Genomic DNA, 21,834 nt, shown 5'->3' on the forward strand with positions numbered 1-21,834 from the left:
TGAGTGGGTGGCGTGTATAATGGAAATTAAGAAAGACATATTATGGCGGGTGTATCTATGCTTTATCGGCATAGTGGTGCTCTCTGTGATGATCCTTGGCAAAGCCATCGTCATCCAGAAGTTCCAGGGTGAGCATTGGCGGAGTATGGGCGATAGTATGCACCAGAAGATCGTGGAGATCAACGCAGATCGCGGAACGATCTTCAGCGAAGATGGTCAGATGCTCAGCACGTCGCTGCCTCAATTTGATATTTATATGGACTTCAAAGCGGATGGGCTGATCGACAAAAACGGAAAGGTATACCACAGTTATATAGATTCATTTGCTCACAGAATGGCCGAATACTTTGGAGATAAGACAGCAAAAGAATACAAGGCAGAGTTTGATAAAGCATTCAAAAAAGGCAACCGGTATTACTCGCTGAAAAAGAAATTGTCTTTTGAAGATTATAAGGCGCTGCGTGATTTTCCTTTGATCAAGCTGGGAAAGAATAAGAGCGGCATCATTGTAGAACAAAGCAGCAAGCGGATCGCTCCTTTCGGTTTGCTGGCCAACAGAACGATCGGGCTGAGCCGCGAGTACATCAACAGTGATGGCAAGGTGAAAAAGATGAACGTAGGCCTCGAGATGAGCTATGATAGTTTGCTCGAAGGCCAGAATGGTCAGCGCCTGGTACGATACATCTCAGGAGGCGCCGTACCCGTGCAGGGTTTCCAGGTGGAGCCGGAAGATGGCAGAGACATTTACACCACACTCGATGTGAACATGCAGGATATTGCTGAAACGGCTTTACTGCGCATGTTACAATCCATACATGCTGAATATGGAACCGCCATCCTGATGGAAACGAAAACAGGGAAGATCAAAGCGATCGCTAACCTGGGACGTAATCCTGATGATACCACTTACTGGGAAAATGATAACTACGCATTACGCGTTACCGAACCGGGCTCAACGATCAAGATCGTGAGTTACCTGGCTTCGATAGATAAGGGCGCCGTAAAGCCCGGTGATCTGTTTGAAGTGGGTAGTACAGGCCGCATGCAGGTGGGGCCGCGTCCTATCACCGATGCACACCGGATGCCTAAAAGTGTTTTGACGGTCGAAGAGTGTATAGCGCATAGCTCCAATGTGGGTATGGGTAGGGTAGCGCTCAAAGCTTTTGGTCAGAAGCCTACCGAATTTACAGAATACCTCGAAAAATATCATCTTACCAAAAGATCTCCGATCGATCTTTCCGCGGTGCCCAGACCACGTGTAGCACCGTTGGAGCCAAGCCATGGCGGCCAGATGAACCTGGTGACAATGGCATTCGGATATGCCATCCAGGTAAGCCCCATGCAGCTGCTGACCTTGTACAATGCAATCGCCAACGACGGTAAAATGGTGAGCCCTTACCTGGTGAACAGCATTCGCAGCAACGGCGTGTTAGTAAAAGAAATGGCGCCGGTGGTGTTAGAGCAACAAATCGCTAAACCCACGACGATCACAGCCGCGCAGAAGGCATTGGAATTAGTAGTTACTGAAGGTTCCGGTAAAAATATATTTAAGGACATGCCCTTTTTAGTAGCCGGTAAAACAGGTACTGCGCAGGTTGCAGACCGCGGCATCGGGTATGCCAACAGGATTTACCAGGCGTCTTTTGCCGGATACTTTCCCGCAAAAAATCCGCAGTATTCCTGCATCGTAGTGATCAGGACCAAAGCGGGCGCGGGCTTGTACTACGGCGGTCAGCTGGCAGCTCCTGTATTCCGGGAGATTGCCACTAAAGTGTACTCCATGTATGTTGACCGCAAAACACCGAAGGAATATGAAGGAGCGGTAGACAGCACCAGCTATTTCTATGCGGGCAGATCTAACCGGATAAAGAATATCCTCGGATTTTTAGACATGCCATATGTGGATTCTATCCAGCAAAACAATTGGGCATCCATGTACGCTACCAATTACAAAAGAATTTTAAAGACCAATATCGTCAGGGACAACCTGATGCCCAATGTAAAAGGCATGGGCTTGAGAGATGCAATCCGGTTGTTAGAAGATATGGGCTTGCGGGTCAGAGCGAAAGGAAGCGGAAAAGTGGCCGTGCAATCTATCCAGCCAGGGGCGCCGTTTAGAAAAGGGCAGGCGATATTATTAAATCTCACATAAAACAAGAATCAGAACGTGTTACTGCAGGAAGTTTTATACAAGGTCAGTTTATTGTCGGTATCCGGAAGTACGGATAGGGACGTGACAGGCGTATGTATAGATTCCCGCAAAGTGCGACCCGGTAATGTATTCATTGCAGTGAGAGGAACAGCCACAGACGGCCACCAGTTCATTGAAAAAGCTATAACAGACGGCGCTGCCGCCATCGTCTGCGAAGTGTTGCCAGAGGCGACATCCACCGATGCCGTATACATCACCGTAGACAATAGCGCCACCGCAGCCGGTATCATCGCTCATAATTTTTATGGCGCTCCATCCCGCAGGCTAAAGCTGGTTGGCGTTACAGGTACCAATGGTAAAACTACCGTAGCTACTTTGCTATACCAGTTGTATACCGGGCTGGGTTATAAGTGTGGCCTCATCAGCACGGTGCAAAATCATATCGGCGATAAGGTGATGCCATCTACACACACTACGCCGGATGCGGTGCGCCTCAACGAGTTGTTGAATGACATGGCCAATGCGGGTTGCTCGCATGTCTTTATGGAAGTGAGTTCTCACGCCATAGACCAGCAACGTATCGCCGGGCTTGAGTTTGAAGCAGGGATCTTTACCAATATCTCTCACGATCATCTGGACTATCATAAAACTTTTGAAGAGTATATCCGGGTGAAAAAAGCCTTCTTCGATCAGTTGCCTAAGAAAGCCTACGCGATCACCAACGTTGACGACAGGAGGGGTATGGTAATGGTGCAGAATACCGGCGCCACGGTCAAGACCTACTCTTTAAAAACGGTCAGTGATTTCAAAGGCAAGATACTCGACAACGGAATGACCGGATTGCATATGATCATCGACGAGCAGGAAGTGCATTTCCGGTTGATCGGTGAATTCAATGCCCACAACCTGTTGGCCGTGTATGCCACAGCGGTTTGCCTCGGAAGCGACAAGCAGGAAGTGTTGCAGACTTTAAGTGTATTGAGCGGCGCCGAGGGCAGGTTTGAATATATTATCTCTCCGGTAGAAAAGATCATCGCGATCGTAGACTACGCGCATACACCTGATGCTTTATTGAATGTGTTAGCAACCATCAAAAAGTTGAAGAAGGGTTTTGAGCAGGTGATCACAGTCGCGGGATGCGGAGGCAATCGCGATAAGTCCAAGCGACCTGTAATGGCTGAAGTGGCTTGCGAGCATAGTGATAAAGTGATTTTCACCAGCGATAATCCGCGGTTTGAAGATGCAGCCGAAATTATCAAAGACATGGAGGCCGGTGTGCCGGCCGCTGCTAAAAGAAAGTGCATTTCTATAGCAGACCGCAAAGAGGCCATCAAGACCGCTATCAGCCTGGCCAATAAAGAAGGCATCGTGCTGGTAGCGGGCAAGGGTCACGAAAAATATCAGGAAATAAATGGTGTAAAGCATCATTTTGATGATAAAGAGGTAGTAAGAGAAGTATTTGAATTGTTGAGTAAATAAGTTAACAGGTTGAAAAGGTGACAAGTTAATAAGGAGTCGAACGACCTTGTCAACATATAAACTTTTCAACTTTTCAACTAAACTAAAAAAATGTTATATCATCTATTTGAATGGTTTAAGCTGCAGGGCATCAATTTCCCTGGAAGGCAGTTGATGGAGTTTCAGACCTTCCGGATCATGATGGCTGTGCTGCTCGCTTTAACCATCACGCTTATCTACGGCAAAAAGCTGATCAACATGCTGCGCGCGCGATTGGTAGGCGAGACGGTTCGGGATCTGGGTCTGGCAGGAGAGCAGGCTAAGAAGGGGACGCCGACCATGGGTGGTATCATCATTATTCTCGGCATCATCATTCCTACACTTTTATTTGCACGCCTGAATACGGTATATGTAATACTGATGCTGGTAGCTACCGTTTGGCTGGGGACGATCGGTTTTATAGATGATTACCTAAAGCTTCGCGCGAAACGACTGGCGCAGCTGCAAGGCGTGGCTTACAAGAAGGGAGATAAGGACGGCCTGGCCGGATGGTTCAAGATCCTGGGTCAGGTAGGTATCGGGATACTGGTGGGTTCAGTGTTGTATTTCAACAGCAATGTAAAGATCTGGAGAGAGTATACCGGCAATCCGTCAAAACCGGGTGTGATCACTAAAATGGTCAACGGGCAGGAGAAATATTTTGTAGAATCGAAGGAGCCGATCACTACGATTCCTTTTATCAAAAGCCATGAGTTCAACTATTCCGCCTTGTTACCCGCGGCACTGAAAGATTACACCTGGGTGCTGTATATACTGATCGTTACGTTCATCATCATTGCAGTCTCCAACGGCTCCAATATCACTGATGGCCTGGACGGATTGGCTTCCGGTACATCGGCACTGATTGGTGTGCTGCTCGGCATCTTCGCTTATGCCAGCGGTAACTTCCTGTTCGCCGACTATTTGAATATTATGTATATCCCCAATCTTGGTGAGCTGTCCATATTCCTCGCTGCCATGATCGGTGCTTGTGTAGGATTTATGTGGTACAACTCTTATCCGGCGCAGGTTTTCATGGGGGACACGGGAAGCCTGACATTAGGAGGAATTATAGCCGCTATTGCGATCATTGTACATAAGGAATTATTGATACCGATCTTTTGTGGCGTATTTCTGGTAGAAAACCTCAGCGTGATGCTGCAGGTCGCCTACTTCAAGTATACCAAAAGAAAGTATGGTGAAGGCCGGCGGATCTTTTTAATGAGTCCACTGCACCACCATTATCAGAAGAAAGGATATCACGAGGCGAAAATTGTAACCCGGTTCTGGATTGTGCAGGTGCTGCTGGTAGTGGTATGTATTGTCACATTGAAACTGAGATAATATGGAGAAAAGCATCGTGATTCTGGGTGGTGGTGAAAGCGGTGTGGGAGCGGCTTTGCTGGCCAAGCAAAAAGGATACAATGTTTTTGTGTCAGATGGTAGTTCTTTGAAAGAAGTATATCGTAACGAGCTCAATGCCGCTGGCATTGAGTGGGAAGAAGGCCGGCATAGTATTGACCGGATCCTCCAGGCCTCGGAAGTGGTCAAAAGCCCCGGCATACCGGAAAAGAATGAAGTCGTAAAGAAGATTCGTGAAAAAGGAATTCCGGTGATCAGCGAGATTGAACTGGGATACCGGTTCAAAGGCGACAGCAGGATAGTGGCTATAACAGGCAGTAACGGTAAGACCACCACTACCTCGCTCATCTATCACATTCTCAGGACAGGCGGCCTTGATGCCGCGCTGGTAGGGAACATCGGTGAGTCCTTCGCAAAGCAGGTGGCGTTAGATCCCAAGCCGGTATATGTAGTCGAGGTGAGTAGCTTCCAGTTGGATGATATTATTGAGTTCAGGCCGGATATAGCTGTTTTGACCAACATTACCGAAGACCATTTGGACCGTTACGATTACAATTTCGAAAATTATATAAAGAGTAAATTCAGAATAACAGAGAATCAACAGGCAGGCGATTACTTCATTTACAATATGGATGATGAAGTAACAATGAAATATATCGATCAATTTAAAATTAACTCAAAACAATTACCAATTAGTATGGCACACGAAAACAGCGGAGCATTTATTAAGGATGGCGATATGTACGTTAGAACAGGCGACGATTTTATGTCGATGAGCGTGTACGACTTTACGTTAAAGGGTAAACATAATCAATATAATACTATGGCAGGTTGCCTGGCTGGAACAACAATGGAGATTCGCAAGGAAAAAATTCGCGAAGCGGTTCAGACCTTCCAAAATCTGGAACACCGCATGGAGCATGTAGCGGTGATCCGGGGTGTCGAGTTTATCAACGACAGCAAGGCCACCAATATCAACTCTACCTGGTATGCTTTGGAAAGCATGGACAAGCCTACTGTACTGATCCTGGGTGGTGTTGATAAAGGAAATGATTACAGCCTGCTGATGGATATGGTAAAGGAAAAAGTAAAAGCGATCGTATGTCTGGGCCTGGATAATAAAAAGATCCACGAAGCTTTTGAGGGTGCGGTGCCGGTGATCATTGACACGGCCAGCGCGGAAGAAGCGGTGGTAGCGGCATTCAGCTATTCTGAAAAAGGTGATGTGGTATTGCTGAGCCCCGGCTGTGCAAGTTTTGACCTGTTTAAAAATTATGAAGACAGGGGACAGCAGTTCAAACGCGCCGTGATCGATCTGTAAACCTGAAACATTTTGGTGTTTAGTATGGACGTAAACGAAAAGCATAAAAACAATTTCCATACTAAGTACCATACATCTAAGTAACTATTAAATGTCTGCAACAACTGAAATATCAAAGACGCTACAGTCAACGGATTGGCGGGACAATCTCAACCGGCATACCCGTGGCGATAAGGTGATCTGGGCTTTAGTGGTATTGTTAACGCTGGTGTCGCTTCTCGCGGTATATAGCGCTACAGGGTCGCTGGCATATAAGAACTATAAAGGCAATACCGAGATCTATCTTTTCAAGCAGGTGATGTTTATCCTCCTTGGTTTTGCAGTAGTGTACTTTGCGCACCGCGTGAATTATACGATCTACTCCAAGCTCGCGTGGATACTCTTTCTTCTCAGTATTCCGCTGCTGTTCTATACGCTGTTCTTTGGTGTGAAAATGAACGAAGGAAGCCGGTGGATCAGGTTGCCATTGATCAACATGACGATGCAGACATCGGACCTGGCGAAACTGGCGCTGTTCATGTATCTAGCCAGATTACTAAGCCGTAAGCAACAGGTGATCAAGGATTTCAGAAAAGGCTTTCTGCCGGTGATCATTCCTATTGGCATCACCTGTATGTTCATTGCGCCGGCCAACTTATCAACCGCGCTGCTGCTCGGCGCCAGTTGCATGATCCTGCTTTTCATCGGGCGTGTCAATACCAAACACTTGTTACTGGTCATCGGTGTCGCATTGATCCCGATTACCATGTTGATCATTGCGGCCGTAGCGAAGCACGCTTCTGACAAAGGCGCGGAAGCCCCGGCAACAGAAGAAGTCGTTACGACCGAGAATAAAAAGACAGGCCGACTCGGTGCCCGTGTCGGAACCTGGGTCAATCGGGTAGAAAACTTTATCTACGGCGGGAAAGAAGCGGATAACGATGAGATGTACCAGGTGAACCAGGCAAAGATCGCGATTGCCAAAGGGGGCATTCTTGGTGTAGGTCCCGGCAACAGTACAACGCGCGATTATTTGCCGCAGGCATATAACGATTTCATATTCGCCATCATCATCGAAGAATACGGCATTATAGGCGGTGCATTCCTGGTATTTGTGTATCTCGTTTTCCTATACCGATGCATCCGGATATTTAAAAAATGTCCCTTCGCGTTTGGGGCGTTCCTGGCATTGGGTTTAAGTTTTACACTGGCCATCCAGGCGCTCGCTAATATGGCGGTTACGGTGAACCTGTTCCCCGTGACCGGTGTGACATTACCGCTGGTAAGTATGGGAGGATCGAGCTTCCTGTTTACCTGTCTGGCCATCGGAATTATCCTGAGCGTTTCCAGGAATGTAGAAAGCCTGGAGCCAGCGACGGTGGCAAACGCAAAAGAAACAAACAACGACGACCAGAGTGAGTAAAAAAATAATCATAGCAGGCGGAGGTACGGGGGGACATATATTTCCCGCTATTGCGATTGCCAATGCCATCCGGCAGCTGCATCCTGACACGGAGTTTCTGTTTGTGGGAGCAAAAGGCAAGATGGAAATGGATCGCGTGCCGCAAGCAGGTTATAATATCATTGGGATCGATATCGCTGGTTTAAACAGAAGTTCTTTAATTAAAAATATAGGTCTGCCTCTGAAGATCATCAAGAGTTTTTTACAGGTGAGGAAGATCTTCAGGCAGTTCCCGCCGGATGCAGTGATTGGTGTAGGCGGATACTCCACTTTCCCCGTGTTGAAACATGCACAGGCAAAAGGGATTCCAACGTTCATTCACGAATCCAATTCTTTTGCAGGGAAAGCCAATAAAATGCTGGGCAAAGGTGCTACCAGGATCTTCACAGGCACGGATGGCATGGAGTCTTTTTTCCCGGCTAACAAGATCATCGTAACCGGCAACCCGGTTCGTGAATCTATTGCCGCGACATCCATCGGCAAAAAAGAAGCATTGGAATTCTTTGGCCTGCAGGAAGATAAAACAACGCTCTTGGTAGTAGGTGGTTCGCTGGGTGCCCGGTCGATCAACCAGGCAATACTCGATGGCATCGATCGGTTGGTGGAACATGGTTTACAGGTGATCTGGCAGACGGGCAAGAGCCTGGCTGCGGAAGCCGAACATAAAGCAGTGGAGCATCAAGAGGTTTGGGCCGGAGCTTTCATAGCCAACATGGAACACGCTTATGCCGCAGCCGACCTGGTAGTTGCAAGAGCAGGGGCGATGACTGTTGCGGAAATATGCGTGACCAGGAAGCCAGCCATCTTTGTGCCATACCCTTTTGCTGCAGAAGACCACCAGACTGTCAATGCGCAGCAGTTGGTAAAAAAGGACGCTGCATGGATGGTAAAAGACGCAGAGGCAGGCAGCCGCATTGTGGACGTCGCCATCGAGCTGGCGGCAAACGCCACTAAAAGAAATGAAATGAGCCATAACCTGGCCGGGCTCGCTATTACAGACGCGGCCAGCCGGGTGGCCAGAGAAATATGGAATCATATTCAATAACAATAAAAAGAATCGTCTTAACAGAGCAATGAGCAACGCGCGCAAACATATAAATGACATTCAAGCCATCTACTTTATCGGTATAGGCGGTATTGGCATGAGCGCGATTGCCCGGTACTTCTTGTCTCTCGGTAAAAAAGTGAGTGGGTACGACAGGACTGAAACGGTGATCACCCGTCAGCTGGCAAAAGAAGGGGCGTCGATCCACTTTGAAGAGGATGTGGAGCAGTTAGATAAAGGTGCGGATTACGTCGTGTACACGCCCGCTGTTCCGAAGGATCATAAAGAATTACTTTATTACCAGGATCATGGATATGCGGTGGTGAAGAGAAGTGACATGCTCCAGGTTATTAGCGAAAGCTCTTTCAATATTTGCGTGGCAGGTACGCACGGCAAGACGACCACCTCCACCATGATCGCGCATTTACTTCGGGCCAGCGGGTATGGATGCAATGCATTCCTGGGAGGCATTTCGGCCAATTACCAAACCAATTTCTGGAGCAGCGATAATAATGTATGTGTGATTGAGGCAGATGAGTATGATCGCAGTTTTCTGAAGTTAAGTCCTGATGTGGCTGTCATCACAGCGATGGACGCCGATCATCTGGACATCTACGGGACCGAGGAGAATGTTAAAGATGCTTTCAGGCAGTTCGCAGGAAAAGTAAAAAAGGGTGGGTTACTTCTGAAGCAAGTCCGCCTCGAAGAAAGCCTGCAGGCAGACCGGACGCAGACCTACAGTCTGAAAGATGAAGCCGCTACTGTCCACGCATCTAACGTGGTACTGAAAGATGGAGGATATGATTTTGATGCGATACTCGGCGATCATACTATCCGCGGGATTCGCTTAAACATGGGCGGGATGCACAATGTTGAGAACATGATGGCCGCCATCGCGGTGGCCCACAGCCTGGATATAGCGGACGAAGCGATCAAAGACGCTGTGGCTGGTTTCAAAGGCGTGAAAAGAAGATTCGAGTATATCATCAACCAGGAAGACCTGGTATTTATTGACGACTATGCTCATCACCCTGAAGAGCTGAAAGCGTTGATAAGTAGTGCAAAATCACTGTTCCCCGGCAGAAAATGTACATTAATTTTTCAACCACATTTATTTAGTCGGACCCGTGATTTTGCAACAGCATTTGCCCAGGTGCTCAGTGAGGTGGATCATATCATTTTACTACCGGTATATCCTGCGCGCGAACTTCCGATTGAAGGAGTTACCAGTCATATAATATTGGATCAGATCGAAGGAGCAGAGAAAACAATGTTCACTAAGGAAGCCTTATTGCAATGGGTGAGTGATTTTGCGGCCAATAGAAACAGGACATCCGGAGATGTGCTGATCATCGCCGGTGCGGGAGACATTGATCAGCTGGTAACACCGGTACAACAGCTTTTAATGAATTAATGTGAAAAGACAAAGAGCCATAAAGAGATTCTTTCTGACCCTGATGTGGTTAGGTGTAGCAGCGGGCATGGTGACCGTGGTCACGGCCGCCATGCGTGTGCAGGAGGCCGGCGTCTGCAAAGGATACGAGATCGAGATAGAAGGTTTCAAACAGGATATGCTGTTCACGTCCAAAGAGCATATTGTCGATTTGCTGAAGAGCGCCATGAAGGGCGATATCAAAGGACAAAAGAAGTCTGATTTTCATTTGCCGCTGATCGAAGATTTGCTGGAACAGAGCTCGTGGGTGTACAATGCGGATCTGTATTTCGATAACAATGATATCCTTCACGCGAATGTTACCGAACGCAAGCCGCTGGCCCGCGTGTTCACCGACCAAGGGGCGTCCTTCTATATCGACGAAGCAGCCAAGCAGATTCCATTGTCCGAAAAGGTAAGTCTCGATCTTCCGGTGTTTACAGGCTATCCTTCTAAAAAGGTCTTGAACGGTTCCGACAGCGCGCTGATACAGAATGTAATTGCAACGGCCTCTTTCATCAACAGTGATCCGTTTTGGAACGCGCAGGTAGCGCAGGTCGATATCAATCATTGCGGACAAGATTGCTGGAACATGGAGATGGTGCCGGTAGTGGGAAATCACAAAGTGGATCTTGGCGACGGATCAGATATCACGTCCAAGTTTCACCGGCTCTACCTGTTCTACGATCAGGTGCTGAAGCGTACCGGGTTTGATAAGTATCAAAAGATCGATGTGCAATACAATGGCCAGGTGATCGGTATCAAAGAAAAGTATACGAAGGTCGATTCGCTGCAGTTAAGAAAAAATATAGAGAACCTGTTGCAGCAGTCAAGGCAGTATAATGAAATGGTGCAGGTGGCGCCATCGCTGGATTATGCGGCTCCGATGGCTGCGGATTCTTCAGCTGATGTGGATGGGTATCTCCAGGCCGGCGATTCTGTGGAAGACTCCCTGTTTTATTTGCAGAACAACGAAAAGATACCGGGTGAACAAGATGAAACGCTTGCTGCTGCTGCATTAGCGGCAACAGTGGCTGCAAAAAAAGAGAATAGTGCTACAGCTTCAAAGGCTACAGAGACAAAAGCAGCTGATAAAAAAAGCAGTCCCGCTAAAAAAGAGATTAAGAAGGATAGCAAAAAAGAAACAACAAAAAAAGACGTAAAAAAAACAGATACAAAAAAGAAAGCAACCTCAAAAAGTGGATCAAAAGTTGATACTAAAAAGCCCGTTGTAAAAAAGGCAGATTCAAAAAAGACAACGAGCAAGACGACGACGAAAAAGAAGGGATGATCCGCGAATAAAGAGCCCTGCTGGACGACATAAAAATTGAAACAACTAAAAAACGATATACTATGAATTCCGAACAACCCATTATTGTAGGCCTTGATATTGGTACCACCAAGATCGCGGTTATTGCCGGGCGAAAGAACGAGTTTGGCAAGCTGGAGATCCTTGGGTTTGGTAAAGCCAATAGCAATGGTGTAAAGCATGGACAGGTACTGAATATTGACGAAACCATTAAGGCGATCCGGCAGGCACTCGACAATTGTATTTCTTTAAACCCCAATCTCAACATCAACGATGTATATGTGGGTATTGCCGGTCATCACATCAAGAGCCTTCAGACAAGAGGTGACATCGTGCGCGAAAGTGAGGAAGAAGAAATCACGCAGGCTGAAGTAGACCTGCTCATCAGCAAGCAATACAAAACGTATATACCTGCAGGCGATCAGATCATTGATGTGATTCCCCAGGAGTACACGGTCGATAATATGCCCAACATTGTGAGGCCCATCGGTTACAGTGGTGTGAAACTGGGCGCCAACTTCCATATTATCACAGGTGATAAAAACGCCATCCGCAATATCAACCGGAGCGTGGAGAAATCAGGATTGCGTACCAAGGACCTGGTATTACAACCCTTAGCATCTGCCGCGGCGGTGATGGCGCAGGAAGATCTGGAGGCAGGCGTTGCTATTGTTGATATTGGCGGTGGTACTACCGATATCGCAGTGTTTGCAGAAGGTGTATTGCGCCATACAGCCGTGATTCCTTTTGCCGGAGAAAATATCACCAACGATATTAAGACCGGTTTGGGTGTGTTAAAGAGCCAGGCCGAACAAATGAAAACGCAGTTTGGCAGCGCGCTCGCCAACGAAGCTAAAGCCAATGCGTATATTACTATTCCCGGTCTGCGAGGCATGCCTGCCAAAGAGATCAGCGTTAAAAACCTGGCCAATATCATACAAGCCCGCATGAGCGAAATTCTTGATTTTGTTACCTACCATTTAAAACAAATCGGGATGGACAATCGCCAGTTAAATGGTGGTATCGTTTTGACAGGGGGCGGTTCGCAATTGAGACATTTGATCCAGCTGACAGAATATGTAACGGGCATGCCGGCACGTATCGGGCTGCCGAATGAGCATCTGGCTGCAGGGCATATTGAAGAACTGGCCAAACCAACCTATTCCACTTGTCTGGGTCTGATCTTAAAAGGTTGCGACGATTATGAGAATAATAGAAAAGTATTTGAGAAGAGCTTTATCAGTGTAGAAGTGCCGGAAGGATTGAAAGGCGCTACAGCCGAAACTGAGACCGAAGAAGCGGAAGAAGAAACTGCAGTAGAAGTGGCCACAAAGCCGAAGAGAACTTTGAACGATGGCTTCTGGCGTAAGTTCAAAGATGGTCTGATCAAGATCTTCGCAGAAGAAGGAGACGAGCAGTTGCATTAATTCTTTTGCTCCGTTCTCATCAAACAGTTCTTTAAAATTTTTTCAATAACCACCTTAAACCTTGTTTTCCTTCTCCGGCAGCTGTTATCAACAGAGGCGGGAGAGGGAAAACCGGAGTAAGGATTCTTACCAACCCATTTGTAAACTAGGCTCCGGCAGCCTCAAATTTTAAGTTATGATACAATTCGATTTACCAAGCGAACAATCATCTATTCTGAAAGTGATAGGTGTAGGCGGTGGCGGCGGAAATGCTGTCAACCACATGTTCAGTCAGGATATAGACGGCGTGAATTTTATTATTTGTAATACGGATGCGCAAGCGATCGCTAACAGCAAAATACCTAACAAAATACAATTAGGCCCCCAGTTAACATCCGGGCTCGGTGCGGGCGCCAATCCCGAGATCGGTCGCCAGGCGACAGTAGAATCTTTGGAAGAGATCCGGAAAATACTGGAAGTAAATACCAAAATGGCTTTCATCACAGCGGGCATGGGCGGCGGAACCGGAACGGGCGGAGCGCCGATCATTGCGAAGATCTGTAAAGATCTGGGCGTGTTGACAGTCGGTATCGTTACGACTCCTTTTGCTTATGAAGGCAAGAAGCGTCAGCAGCAGGCGGAAGAAGGTATCAGCCAGTTAAAGCAATATGTAGATACTTTGCTGGTGATCAGCAACGACAAGCTGCGTCATCAGTATGGCAATCTGAAAATGCGCGAAGCGTTTGAAAAAGCAGACAACGTGTTGGCGACCGCAGCGAAATGTATCACTGACGTGATCAACAGTACCGGGCAGATCAATGTTGACTTTGCCGATGTATGCACCGTAATGAAAAATGGCGGAAGAGCTATCTTAGGCAATGCGGCTGCAAGAGGTGAAGACAGGGCGCAGCAAGCTATTGAAGAAGCATTAAGCTCGCCGTTACTGAATGATAATGATATTAAAGGGGCAAAATGGATCCTGATCAATATCAACTCAGCCGAAGGAGAACATGAGTTCACTATGGATGAGGTGGAAGTGATCCAGTCTTACCTGCTCAGCCATGCCGGTGACAATACAGATGTGATCCTGGGCTTGGGTTATGACAGTACTTTAGGCGACCAGATTGGTATTACTTTGATCGCTACCGGTTTTGAGAACAAAGACCCTTTCGTTAAGCCTGTGCTGAAAAAAGAGGAAGCGGCAGAAGGTAAAATTGTAATGAAATTACATTCAGAATCTTCAAAACAGCAGGCAGCAGTAGTTCCTCCACCAGCAGAGCCCGTGGCAGAAGCGCCGCAGGTCGTGCAGGAAGTTCAGGCTCCCATCGAACTGAAGCCTGATCCTATGGCGCCAAAGCTGGTTGAAGATTTTTCTTTCATGGATGCTCCCATGCCCACGGTTGAAGATGTAGTGGAAGATACCGAAGAAGATAATGAAGTACATTCTTACCTGCTCAGCCCGGAAAATGAAGACCTGAAGTTTGTGAAAGACGTGGAAAAGTTTGAGCAAGAAGTTGTAGTGGAAGATAAAGCTGCAGATGTGTTCTATTCGCCGGCAGTTCCGGGAGAGCGCATTTTGGAAACTTCTAGAGAAGCTGAAAAAGAAGAGCCCGGGGAAATGCCGGAAAAAGAGGAGCCAGTTAGAAGTTACCTCTCGAAGCCGGCAAATATTTATGCAGAGGCGAAAGAAGAGCAGCCTGTTGTTCAGAAAAGAGAAGCATACAAAGAAGCGAAGGAGCCTGCGAAAGATGAGATAAAAGTATACGAAAAAACAGAGGTGACTGAAGAGGTGCAGAAAACGACTATCAACCTCGTAAAAGAAGCAGAGCCTACGATCGACGCGCTGAACGAAGCATATGAAGAAGAAGAGATGCAGCGCCGCAGACAGTTGGAGAGAATTCAGAAATTGAGAAACCTTTCATTCAATGTAAACTCTAACGATCCCACGGACGAATTTGAAAATGTACCTGCCTACATCAGGCGCAATATGGAATTAAAGAACAATACCTCGCATATCGAAAGCTATTACAGCAAATTTGAAGTGTCTTCAGATGACCAGAACCACGGACAGATCAATACCATTAATACCTTTCTGGACGGTAAAAAGCCAGATTAATCCTTTGAACTTTCACGTGGAGTTTGGTTTAGTTTTATAGTTGTTGCCCCCGCTTTGCGGGGGTTTTTTTTAATGGAGCGGTTTTGTTGCATGGTATTTGACTTATTCCCGATAATCGGCAGATCATTACTCAATCTTAAGATAAATCAAAACATATGGGTACCGTTTTAATCACTGGCGGCACAGGGCTCATTGGTAAAAAGCTGGCCAATAAGCTCGTTGGAATGGGCTATGAAGTGACTATACTTACCAGAGGTAAAGCCCGGGTAAAGGAAGGCATAACCTATGCTCATTGGGATGTGGACAGCCAGACCATCGATAAAGAAGCAGTGGCGGAGGCCGACTACATTATTCATCTTGCGGGAGCCAATGTGGGCGAAAAGCGATGGACCGAAAAGCGCAAACAGGAAATCGTGGACAGCCGCGTCAAAAGCGGACGCCTGCTTGCAACGGCTTTGCAGACCACCGATCATAAGGTCAAAGCCGTCATCAGCGCTTCGGCTATCGGATGGTACAAGGCTGATCCTGTCGTTCCCAATCCTGAACCTTTTGAAGAATCATCGCCTGCCGCCAAAGATTTCCTGGGCGAAACTTGTTATAAATGGGAACAGTCTATTCAACCGGTGACTGATTCAGATATCCGCCTCGTGATCTTGCGCACGGGCATTGTGTTAAGCAACGAAGGCGGGGCGCTCAAAGAGTTCAAGCGTCCTTTGAAATTCGGCATTGCAGGTGTTCTGGGATCTGGCAAGCAGATCGTAAGCTGGATCCATATCGATGATATGGTGGACCTGTATGTCAAGGCGCTGACAGATGCCTCTTTGGAAGGTGTTTATAATGCGGTAGCACCGGATCCGGTGTCTAACCGAACGCTAGTACAGGAGCTGGCAAGGGCGGTCCGCGGCAGCTCTTATATCACACTGCCTGTGCCGGAAGTGGCGCTCAGACTGGCTTTAGGCGAAATGAGCGTAGAGGTGTTGAAAAGCTCCACGGTTAGCAGTAGTAAGGTTCAGGAAGCAGGATTCCAGTTTTCCTATCCGACCATTCATTCAGCTATGGAGCAGCTGGCCGGCGAACGGTAGACATGGTTACGCAAAACCAATGTCTTTATGATCGGGATGCCATACGCTGCTAAAATCGCCGATGACCGCTTGCTGATGAATAAAGCCGGGAGGCTGTATCTTTAATAAAGCAATATCACTTTCGAGAACTTTTCGATACATCGGATGAAGCGTGCCGCCCCTGGTGCCTGCGGGCACCGACGGATCGTACTGAAATTCCGGGTTCACCAAAGTGCCCCTTGGATACATAATGCCCGGTGCACCTTTGCCGCGAAGATCCAGGTCCGACGGGTGTTCCAGCCCGAGCGTATGACCATATTCATGAGCGGCCGTCGTAGAACCCTTATACAAATTCTCCAGTTTGAAATAGCCAGTGTTACATCCAATGCCATCCACAAACGATATATTGCCGTGTGCGAAGGCTTCTATCCTGAAATAATTGTTGCGCGGATCATCGTTTCCCATGATCTCCTCAGGACTGAGCATCGGTTGACAGGCTGCTGTTATTGTAAACCGAACGGAGTAAAGCTTGTCATTAAACCGGACCTTTCCTTTCGGCTCGTTCCACATCGTCTCGATCTCATCCCGAATTTGTTCGGTTATATCGTTGTCAGCGCCATTACCATAAGTGATAAGATGCGAGTAAACAATTATTGTCTGATTATTTACTATTTCAACAGTGCCCATGCACTGAAATTAGTAAATTAAAGCTTTGCGCAGCCCATCAGGGTCAAACTTCCGAAAATGCAGCGCGGCAAAGCTTGTGGGCAAGTGGTAGCGCTATCGACGTGTACCCGACACTCATCCAATATTTCAGAAAAGATCAACCTGCCATCGAACTGTATGATCATTCATGCCAGATACTTTTCAATTCATACACTTCAAGCCCGGACACCTTTGCAGTCCCGCCTTTAGCAGACAAAGACAAACTTCTGTTACTATTCGCAATGTTAATGTTAACTGGCATAAACACCTGTCCGTCGTTAGCAAAGATCTCTACACCTGTCCGGTCTGCGTAGATCACGAGCGATAGTTTCCCGTTTTGCAATGCTACCGGCGCCGTTACGCCATCTACTGTTAATTGTTGCTCTTTCACTTTATACTTTACAGGAACGCCGCGTACATCAATGACCACTTCCGACGCTTTGCCGGGATCAATCTTCATGCGCATTTCAGCCAGCTCAATGAGGATATTTTTTAAAAGGTTCTCACCGTTTTCTTTGATTGTGCCGGATCCCAGCCGGTAGGCTTTACCTCGCAATTGTTCCACCTCTTTCACTGGCATTCTTGTCAGCCGGATGCCTTTGGCCGTTTTGATGAGTTTATGCTCGAGAGGTAAGCTCATAGATTGATTGAATGGGAGGTCGCCCTTCGCGGTATTGGTGCGCCACCAACCTACTTCAATGCGGCGTCCTTTCGGTTCATTGCTGAATGTCTGCGATGCATAAAAGTCGCGCCCATATTGATTTTGGAGCCTTTTCTCCTCTCCCTTAAAATGTATGCCGTCAAATGTGCCAATGGCATATTCGGAGTTGGCGCCTGTCAATACCCATTTTTTCACACCGTTCATTCCCTCCACCGGTAATTCATAAAATTCGGGACATTCGAAAAGATAGCGGTCATTGCCGACTCCTCCGTAGGTGATGCTTACCGGTGTCCAGTTTTTAAGATCGGGTGATGTCAGAAATTGTATACTGTGCTGCTCGTTATTACCACGTTCTACCCATAAAACCATAACCCACTTTTTGGTCGGCTCGTGCCAGATCACTTTAGGATCGCGGTTGTCTTTATGAATTCTCGGAACGACGGCTTTACCATACTGCCGGAAAGTCCGTCCATCCGTACTCCAGCTCATATACTGGCCCCAACCCCGTGCGCCCGTATGAAACAGTACCATGGCAGGTTGACCCGGTATTCCCAATCCGCTTGTGTTGTTTTCATCCACCACCGCGCCACCGCTGAATACCGGTCCACCCTGGTCGGGGTGAATGGCGTCGTCCAATTCTTTCCAGTGGATCAGATCAGTGCTCACGGCATGGCCCCAGGTCATATTGCCCCAATTCCGGCCATAGGGATTATGCTGAAAGAATAAGTGATATTCGCCACCAAAGAAGACCAGGCCGTTCGGGTCATTGGTCCAGCCGCGCTTTGGTGAAAAGTGAAACTGTGCGCGCAGGTCTTCCCGGTATTCATTAGCGTTGGTGTCTTTATCGCTTTGTATCACTGGATTAAAGACATTTGAACTGGCGGCCACCTTATCGACCCTCAGCTCAACAGGTTTTCCTTTCCAATGATCGATACGCATATATGCATACCAATCGGGATCATTTTCGGCTAATTCCATATCCCAGAACCGGGTGTTGATCCCGTCTACCCATAATTCCAGGTTGCGCTTGGGCGCGCCGTTTTTAACCGGGAGCACGAGGTATTTTTTATCAGCCGTAAAGTAAGTACTGATATTTTTTGTTGAAGGTGGATCCTGGGCAAAGCCAGGAAGACATAGTAAAAGAAAAAAAAGAACGTTTAGAGTTGCTTTAGTCATAGTGATACATGCATAGTTTAAGAAGAAATCCGTGACAGGCTAAAAATACAAATAGTTTAAGCATCCAGCAATCAGGTGATAAGCGGATCGGCCATTGCATGGCTGGCAGCTGCTTAGATGCAATGAGAGCAGATAAGGCAAGCTTGGGGCTTTATCTCGAACCGTGAATGGGCCGGTCAGGCTGAGTGGCTGTACCTATTCTTTTTTGAAATACTTTTTCAAGAATGAGTATGAGAATAAAACCTACGGTATAAGCTGCTATATCCATCCAGGCGAATGACGTGCCGATCACCGTTCTTGCAAACGCAGAGTCTGCAAGCCCTACCTTTTCGACAATGTTCATGAATTGAAGTGCTTCAATTAAAAAAGAAAATAGCAACACCGCAACTGCCGCATTAAGAACCGGTATTCTTACAAAGGATTTAAGGAAGCAGTAGATCATTATGACCACGAGTACATCGCCCATATAGGGCCTTATGATCCGGTCGTGGACATAGAGCGCTATCAAAATCTCTATTACGAACAGCAGTATAAAGAACAAGAAGTATCTCGTATGGAACCTGAACATCATGATATTACGATAAGCTGCCAAAGTTATCGGTTTGACGGGTGCCCGTAACCTTTTAGTTTCTGATCGGTTTGCCCGTTTTAATGACAGCTTGCAGGCGCTCCAGCGTTTTTCTTTCACCACAAAGTGATAAGAACGCTTCTCTCTCCAGGTTTAACAGGTATTGTTCTGATACAAGCGTTGGCTCACTCAGATCACCACCACACATTACGTAAGCCAGTTTTCGTGCTACTTTGGCGTCGTGCTCGGTAGCATAGTTTCCCTGCTGCATTCCATGGATACCTGCCAGCAAGGCGCCCAGCGCGCTGCGTCCCAACACCTTGATGTCACTGCGCTGTACCGGCATCACGTAGCCGCTGTCAAAAAGATCTATCACGCTTCTTTTAGCTTCAGCAATACGCCGGTCCTCGTTGATCACCACTTCGTCGAGGCCTCTCCTGTAGATCCCCAGGTCAAATGCTTCCTGCGCCGATGTGGCTACCTTAGCCGTGGCGATCGTCAAAAAGCGGTTTTGCAACGTGATATTCTCCGGTTCGCCCTGGTGCATTTCATCTGCGGCGCGCAGGGCAAACTCTTTAGTGCCGCCGCCGCCGGGGATGACGCCTACGCCTAACTCGACAAGCCCCGTGTAGGTCTCAGCCGCCGCACATATCTTGTCACTATGGAGGCTTAACTCACAACCGCCACCCAGCGCTAAACCATGGGGGGCTACCACAACAGGGACGCTTGAATAACGTACCCGCATCATTGCATTCTGAAAAGCACGGATGGCAAAGTCCAGCTCGTCATACTCCTGTTCCACGGCCAGCATGAAGATCATGCCGATATTGGCCCCGGCCGAAAAATTGGTACCATCATTGGCAATTACCAGCCCTTTAAAATCTTTCTCTGCTTTTTCTATGGACGTTTGTATGCCGCTCAACACGTCGCCGCCAATGGTGCCCATTTTGGTTTGCCATTGCAACGCGACTACATCATCGCCAATGTCATACAACTTGCAGCTGCCGTTTTTCCAGACCAACTGATCGCTGTAGTTCTTTAATATGATAAACGCATCACCGCCCGGTACAGGCACATAGTTTCTTGTGGTGATATCGTAGAATAGCGTTTTGCCGTTTTCAACTTTATAAAAGCTTTTATGTCCCGCGGTTAACATCTCCTCGACCCAGGGTGCAGCGCTGTAGCCAGCTTCTTTCATCGCTTCAATGGTGCGCCCCACCCCCAGTACGTCCCAGGTTTCAAAGGCTCCGACCTCCCAGCCAAATCCGGCCTTCATAGCATCGTCTATCCGGTATAGCTCATCGCTTATTTCGGGTATGCGATGACTGATATAGGAAAACAATCCATAATGAAAATGCCTGAAAAAGTCGCCGGCCTTGTCTTTCGCCTGAACCAGTGTTTTCAGCTTTGCAGGCAGATCTTCTATCAGCCTGGCGGCTTCAACACTCTGGAACTTTGGTTTGACGCGGGGTTTATATTCAAGCGTCTTCAGATCAAGTACATGAATTTGCTTATCGCCTTCCGGAGTTGGTGGTAGTTTCTTGAAAAAGCCTTGCCCTGTTTTGTCGCCGAGCCATTTATTGTCAACCATCTGATTGAGCCAATCCGGGATCTTGAAGATGTGCCTGGCTTCGTCGGTCGGGCAATTATCATACACTCCGTTGGCGACCTTCACCAAAGTGTCGATGCCCACTACATCCGCGGTCCTGAAAGTAGCAGACTTCGGCCGGCCAATCAGCGGACCTGTCAGCGCTTCTACTTCATCGATCGTCAGGTCCATTTTGTCCACCAAAGCGAAAATAGACATGATGCTATAGACGCCGATCCTGTTGGCGATAAATGCGGGCGTGTCTTTACAAAGGACTGTGGTCTTTCCTAATACCACGTCGCCATAGTGCATCAAAAAGCGAACGACGTCAACGGATGTGTCTTTGGTGGGAATGATCTCCAGGAGGCGCAGGTATCGTGGCGGATTGAAAAAATGGGTGCCGCAAAAATGGGCTTTGAAGTCATCGCTCCGGCCTTGGGTCATAAGGTGAATGGGAATCCCGGAAGTGTTGCTGGTAACCAGCGTTCCCGGTTTACGATACTGTTCCACTTTATCAAAGACCTGTTGCTTGACGTCGAGCCTTTCTACAACCACTTCTATGATCCAGTCGCAACCGGCAATGTCTTTCATATTGTCGTCAAAGTTTCCCGTGCTAATCCTTTTAATAACATCCGGGGTATACACGGGCGACGGCTTGCTTTTAACAGCAGCGGCCAGTGCGTCATTGACGATCTTATTCTTATTATTTCCTTCAGCGGGGATATCCAACAGCAATACGGGCACTCCGGCTCCGGCAAAATGACAGGCAATACGGGAGCCCATGACGCCGCTTCCCAATACCGCTACTTTTTTAATGATTCTTTTCATATTGGTTTTTTACTGCTTGCAGGTTCGAAATTGTTTGGCTTTCCTGGAGCCTGAGATGTGTAAGCAACTGCTTTTCATTCATATCTCGCAGTGCTTCAATCGATTTTATTTTAATAATGACTGCATATGCTCTCTAAACGATCTGTCCTGAATCCCGATCCCTTTT

General features: G+C 47.5%; 15 protein-coding genes. 11 read left to right on the forward strand and 4 right to left on the reverse strand.

The genetic code is table 11. The features are described from left to right. The first annotated feature begins 19 nt into the window (after positions 1–19). The 11 genes from ACU37H_RS15020 to ACU37H_RS15070 all read left to right on the forward strand — a co-directional run bounded on the left by ACU37H_RS15020 (position 20) and on the right by ACU37H_RS15070 (position 16,163). Positions 20–2,152 carry a penicillin-binding protein gene (locus ACU37H_RS15020; RefSeq protein WP_472706232.1) on the forward strand — a complete coding sequence of 711 codons (2,133 nt, stop codon included), beginning with the start codon at positions 20–22 and terminating at the stop codon, positions 2,150–2,152. Positions 2,153–2,167: 15 nt separating this feature from the next. Next, a complete protein-coding gene (locus tag ACU37H_RS15025; RefSeq protein ID WP_472706230.1) occupies positions 2,168–3,631 on the forward strand; it encodes a UDP-N-acetylmuramoyl-L-alanyl-D-glutamate--2,6-diaminopimelate ligase in 1,464 nt (487 codons plus the stop codon). 90 nt (positions 3,632–3,721) lie between these two features. Further along, complete coding sequence (gene mraY, locus ACU37H_RS15030) at positions 3,722–4,993, forward strand: phospho-N-acetylmuramoyl-pentapeptide-transferase (RefSeq protein WP_472706228.1); 1,272 nt, start codon at positions 3,722–3,724, stop codon at positions 4,991–4,993. Between the two features lies 1 nt (position 4,994). After that, positions 4,995–6,332, forward strand: coding sequence for a UDP-N-acetylmuramoyl-L-alanine--D-glutamate ligase (gene murD, locus ACU37H_RS15035; RefSeq protein WP_472706226.1), 1,338 nt, complete (start codon positions 4,995–4,997; stop codon positions 6,330–6,332). 91 nt (positions 6,333–6,423) lie between these two features. After that, positions 6,424–7,734 carry an FtsW/RodA/SpoVE family cell cycle protein gene (locus ACU37H_RS15040; RefSeq protein WP_472706224.1) on the forward strand — a complete coding sequence of 437 codons (1,311 nt, stop codon included), beginning with the start codon at positions 6,424–6,426 and terminating at the stop codon, positions 7,732–7,734. Continuing rightward, the gene (gene murG, locus ACU37H_RS15045; RefSeq protein ID WP_472706222.1) at positions 7,727–8,818 is read left to right on the forward strand and encodes an undecaprenyldiphospho-muramoylpentapeptide beta-N-acetylglucosaminyltransferase; all 1,092 of its coding nucleotides are present in this window, start codon (positions 7,727–7,729) and stop codon (positions 8,816–8,818) included. Before ACU37H_RS15040 ends, murG begins: the two co-directional genes overlap by 8 nt. A gap of 28 nt (positions 8,819–8,846) precedes the next feature. Further along, positions 8,847–10,232, forward strand: coding sequence for a UDP-N-acetylmuramate--L-alanine ligase (gene murC / locus ACU37H_RS15050; RefSeq protein WP_472706220.1), 1,386 nt, complete (start codon positions 8,847–8,849; stop codon positions 10,230–10,232). A 1-nt stretch (position 10,233) separates the two neighbouring features. Next, positions 10,234–11,541, forward strand: a complete 1,308-nt coding sequence (locus tag ACU37H_RS15055) for a cell division protein FtsQ/DivIB (protein ID WP_472706218.1) — start codon at positions 10,234–10,236, stop codon at positions 11,539–11,541. Between the two features lie 62 nt (positions 11,542–11,603). Continuing rightward, positions 11,604–12,986 (forward strand): cell division protein FtsA, encoded by a 1,383-nt coding sequence (gene ftsA / locus ACU37H_RS15060; RefSeq protein WP_472706216.1) that lies wholly within the window; start codon positions 11,604–11,606, stop codon positions 12,984–12,986. Between the two features lie 175 nt (positions 12,987–13,161). Then, complete coding sequence (ftsZ, locus tag ACU37H_RS15065; protein WP_472706214.1) at positions 13,162–15,081, forward strand: cell division protein FtsZ; 1,920 nt, start codon at positions 13,162–13,164, stop codon at positions 15,079–15,081. Between the two features lie 155 nt (positions 15,082–15,236). Further along, positions 15,237–16,163 carry a TIGR01777 family oxidoreductase gene (locus ACU37H_RS15070; RefSeq protein ID WP_472706212.1) on the forward strand — a complete coding sequence of 309 codons (927 nt, stop codon included), beginning with the start codon at positions 15,237–15,239 and terminating at the stop codon, positions 16,161–16,163. 6 nt (positions 16,164–16,169) lie between these two features. Here the strand turns inward: ACU37H_RS15070 and ACU37H_RS15075 are convergent, their stop codons facing one another. The 4 genes from ACU37H_RS15075 to ACU37H_RS15090 form a co-directional block, all read right to left on the reverse strand. Next, on the reverse strand, positions 16,170–16,829 hold the full coding sequence (locus ACU37H_RS15075; RefSeq protein WP_472706210.1) for a peptidase M10: 660 nt from the start codon (positions 16,827–16,829) through the stop codon (positions 16,170–16,172). 160 nt (positions 16,830–16,989) lie between these two features. Further along, a complete protein-coding gene (locus ACU37H_RS15080) occupies positions 16,990–18,684 on the reverse strand; it encodes a glycoside hydrolase family 32 protein (protein ID WP_472706208.1) in 1,695 nt (564 codons plus the stop codon). 151 nt (positions 18,685–18,835) lie between these two features. Further along, positions 18,836–19,276, reverse strand: a complete 441-nt coding sequence (locus ACU37H_RS15085) for a ribosomal maturation YjgA family protein (RefSeq protein WP_472706206.1) — start codon at positions 19,274–19,276, stop codon at positions 18,836–18,838. 31 nt (positions 19,277–19,307) lie between these two features. After that, a complete protein-coding gene (locus ACU37H_RS15090) occupies positions 19,308–21,668 on the reverse strand; it encodes a 3-hydroxyacyl-CoA dehydrogenase/enoyl-CoA hydratase family protein (protein ID WP_472706204.1) in 2,361 nt (786 codons plus the stop codon). Positions 21,669–21,834: the final 166 nt, after the last annotated feature.

It is taken from the genome of Niabella sp. ZPM-14, assembly GCF_055693045.2.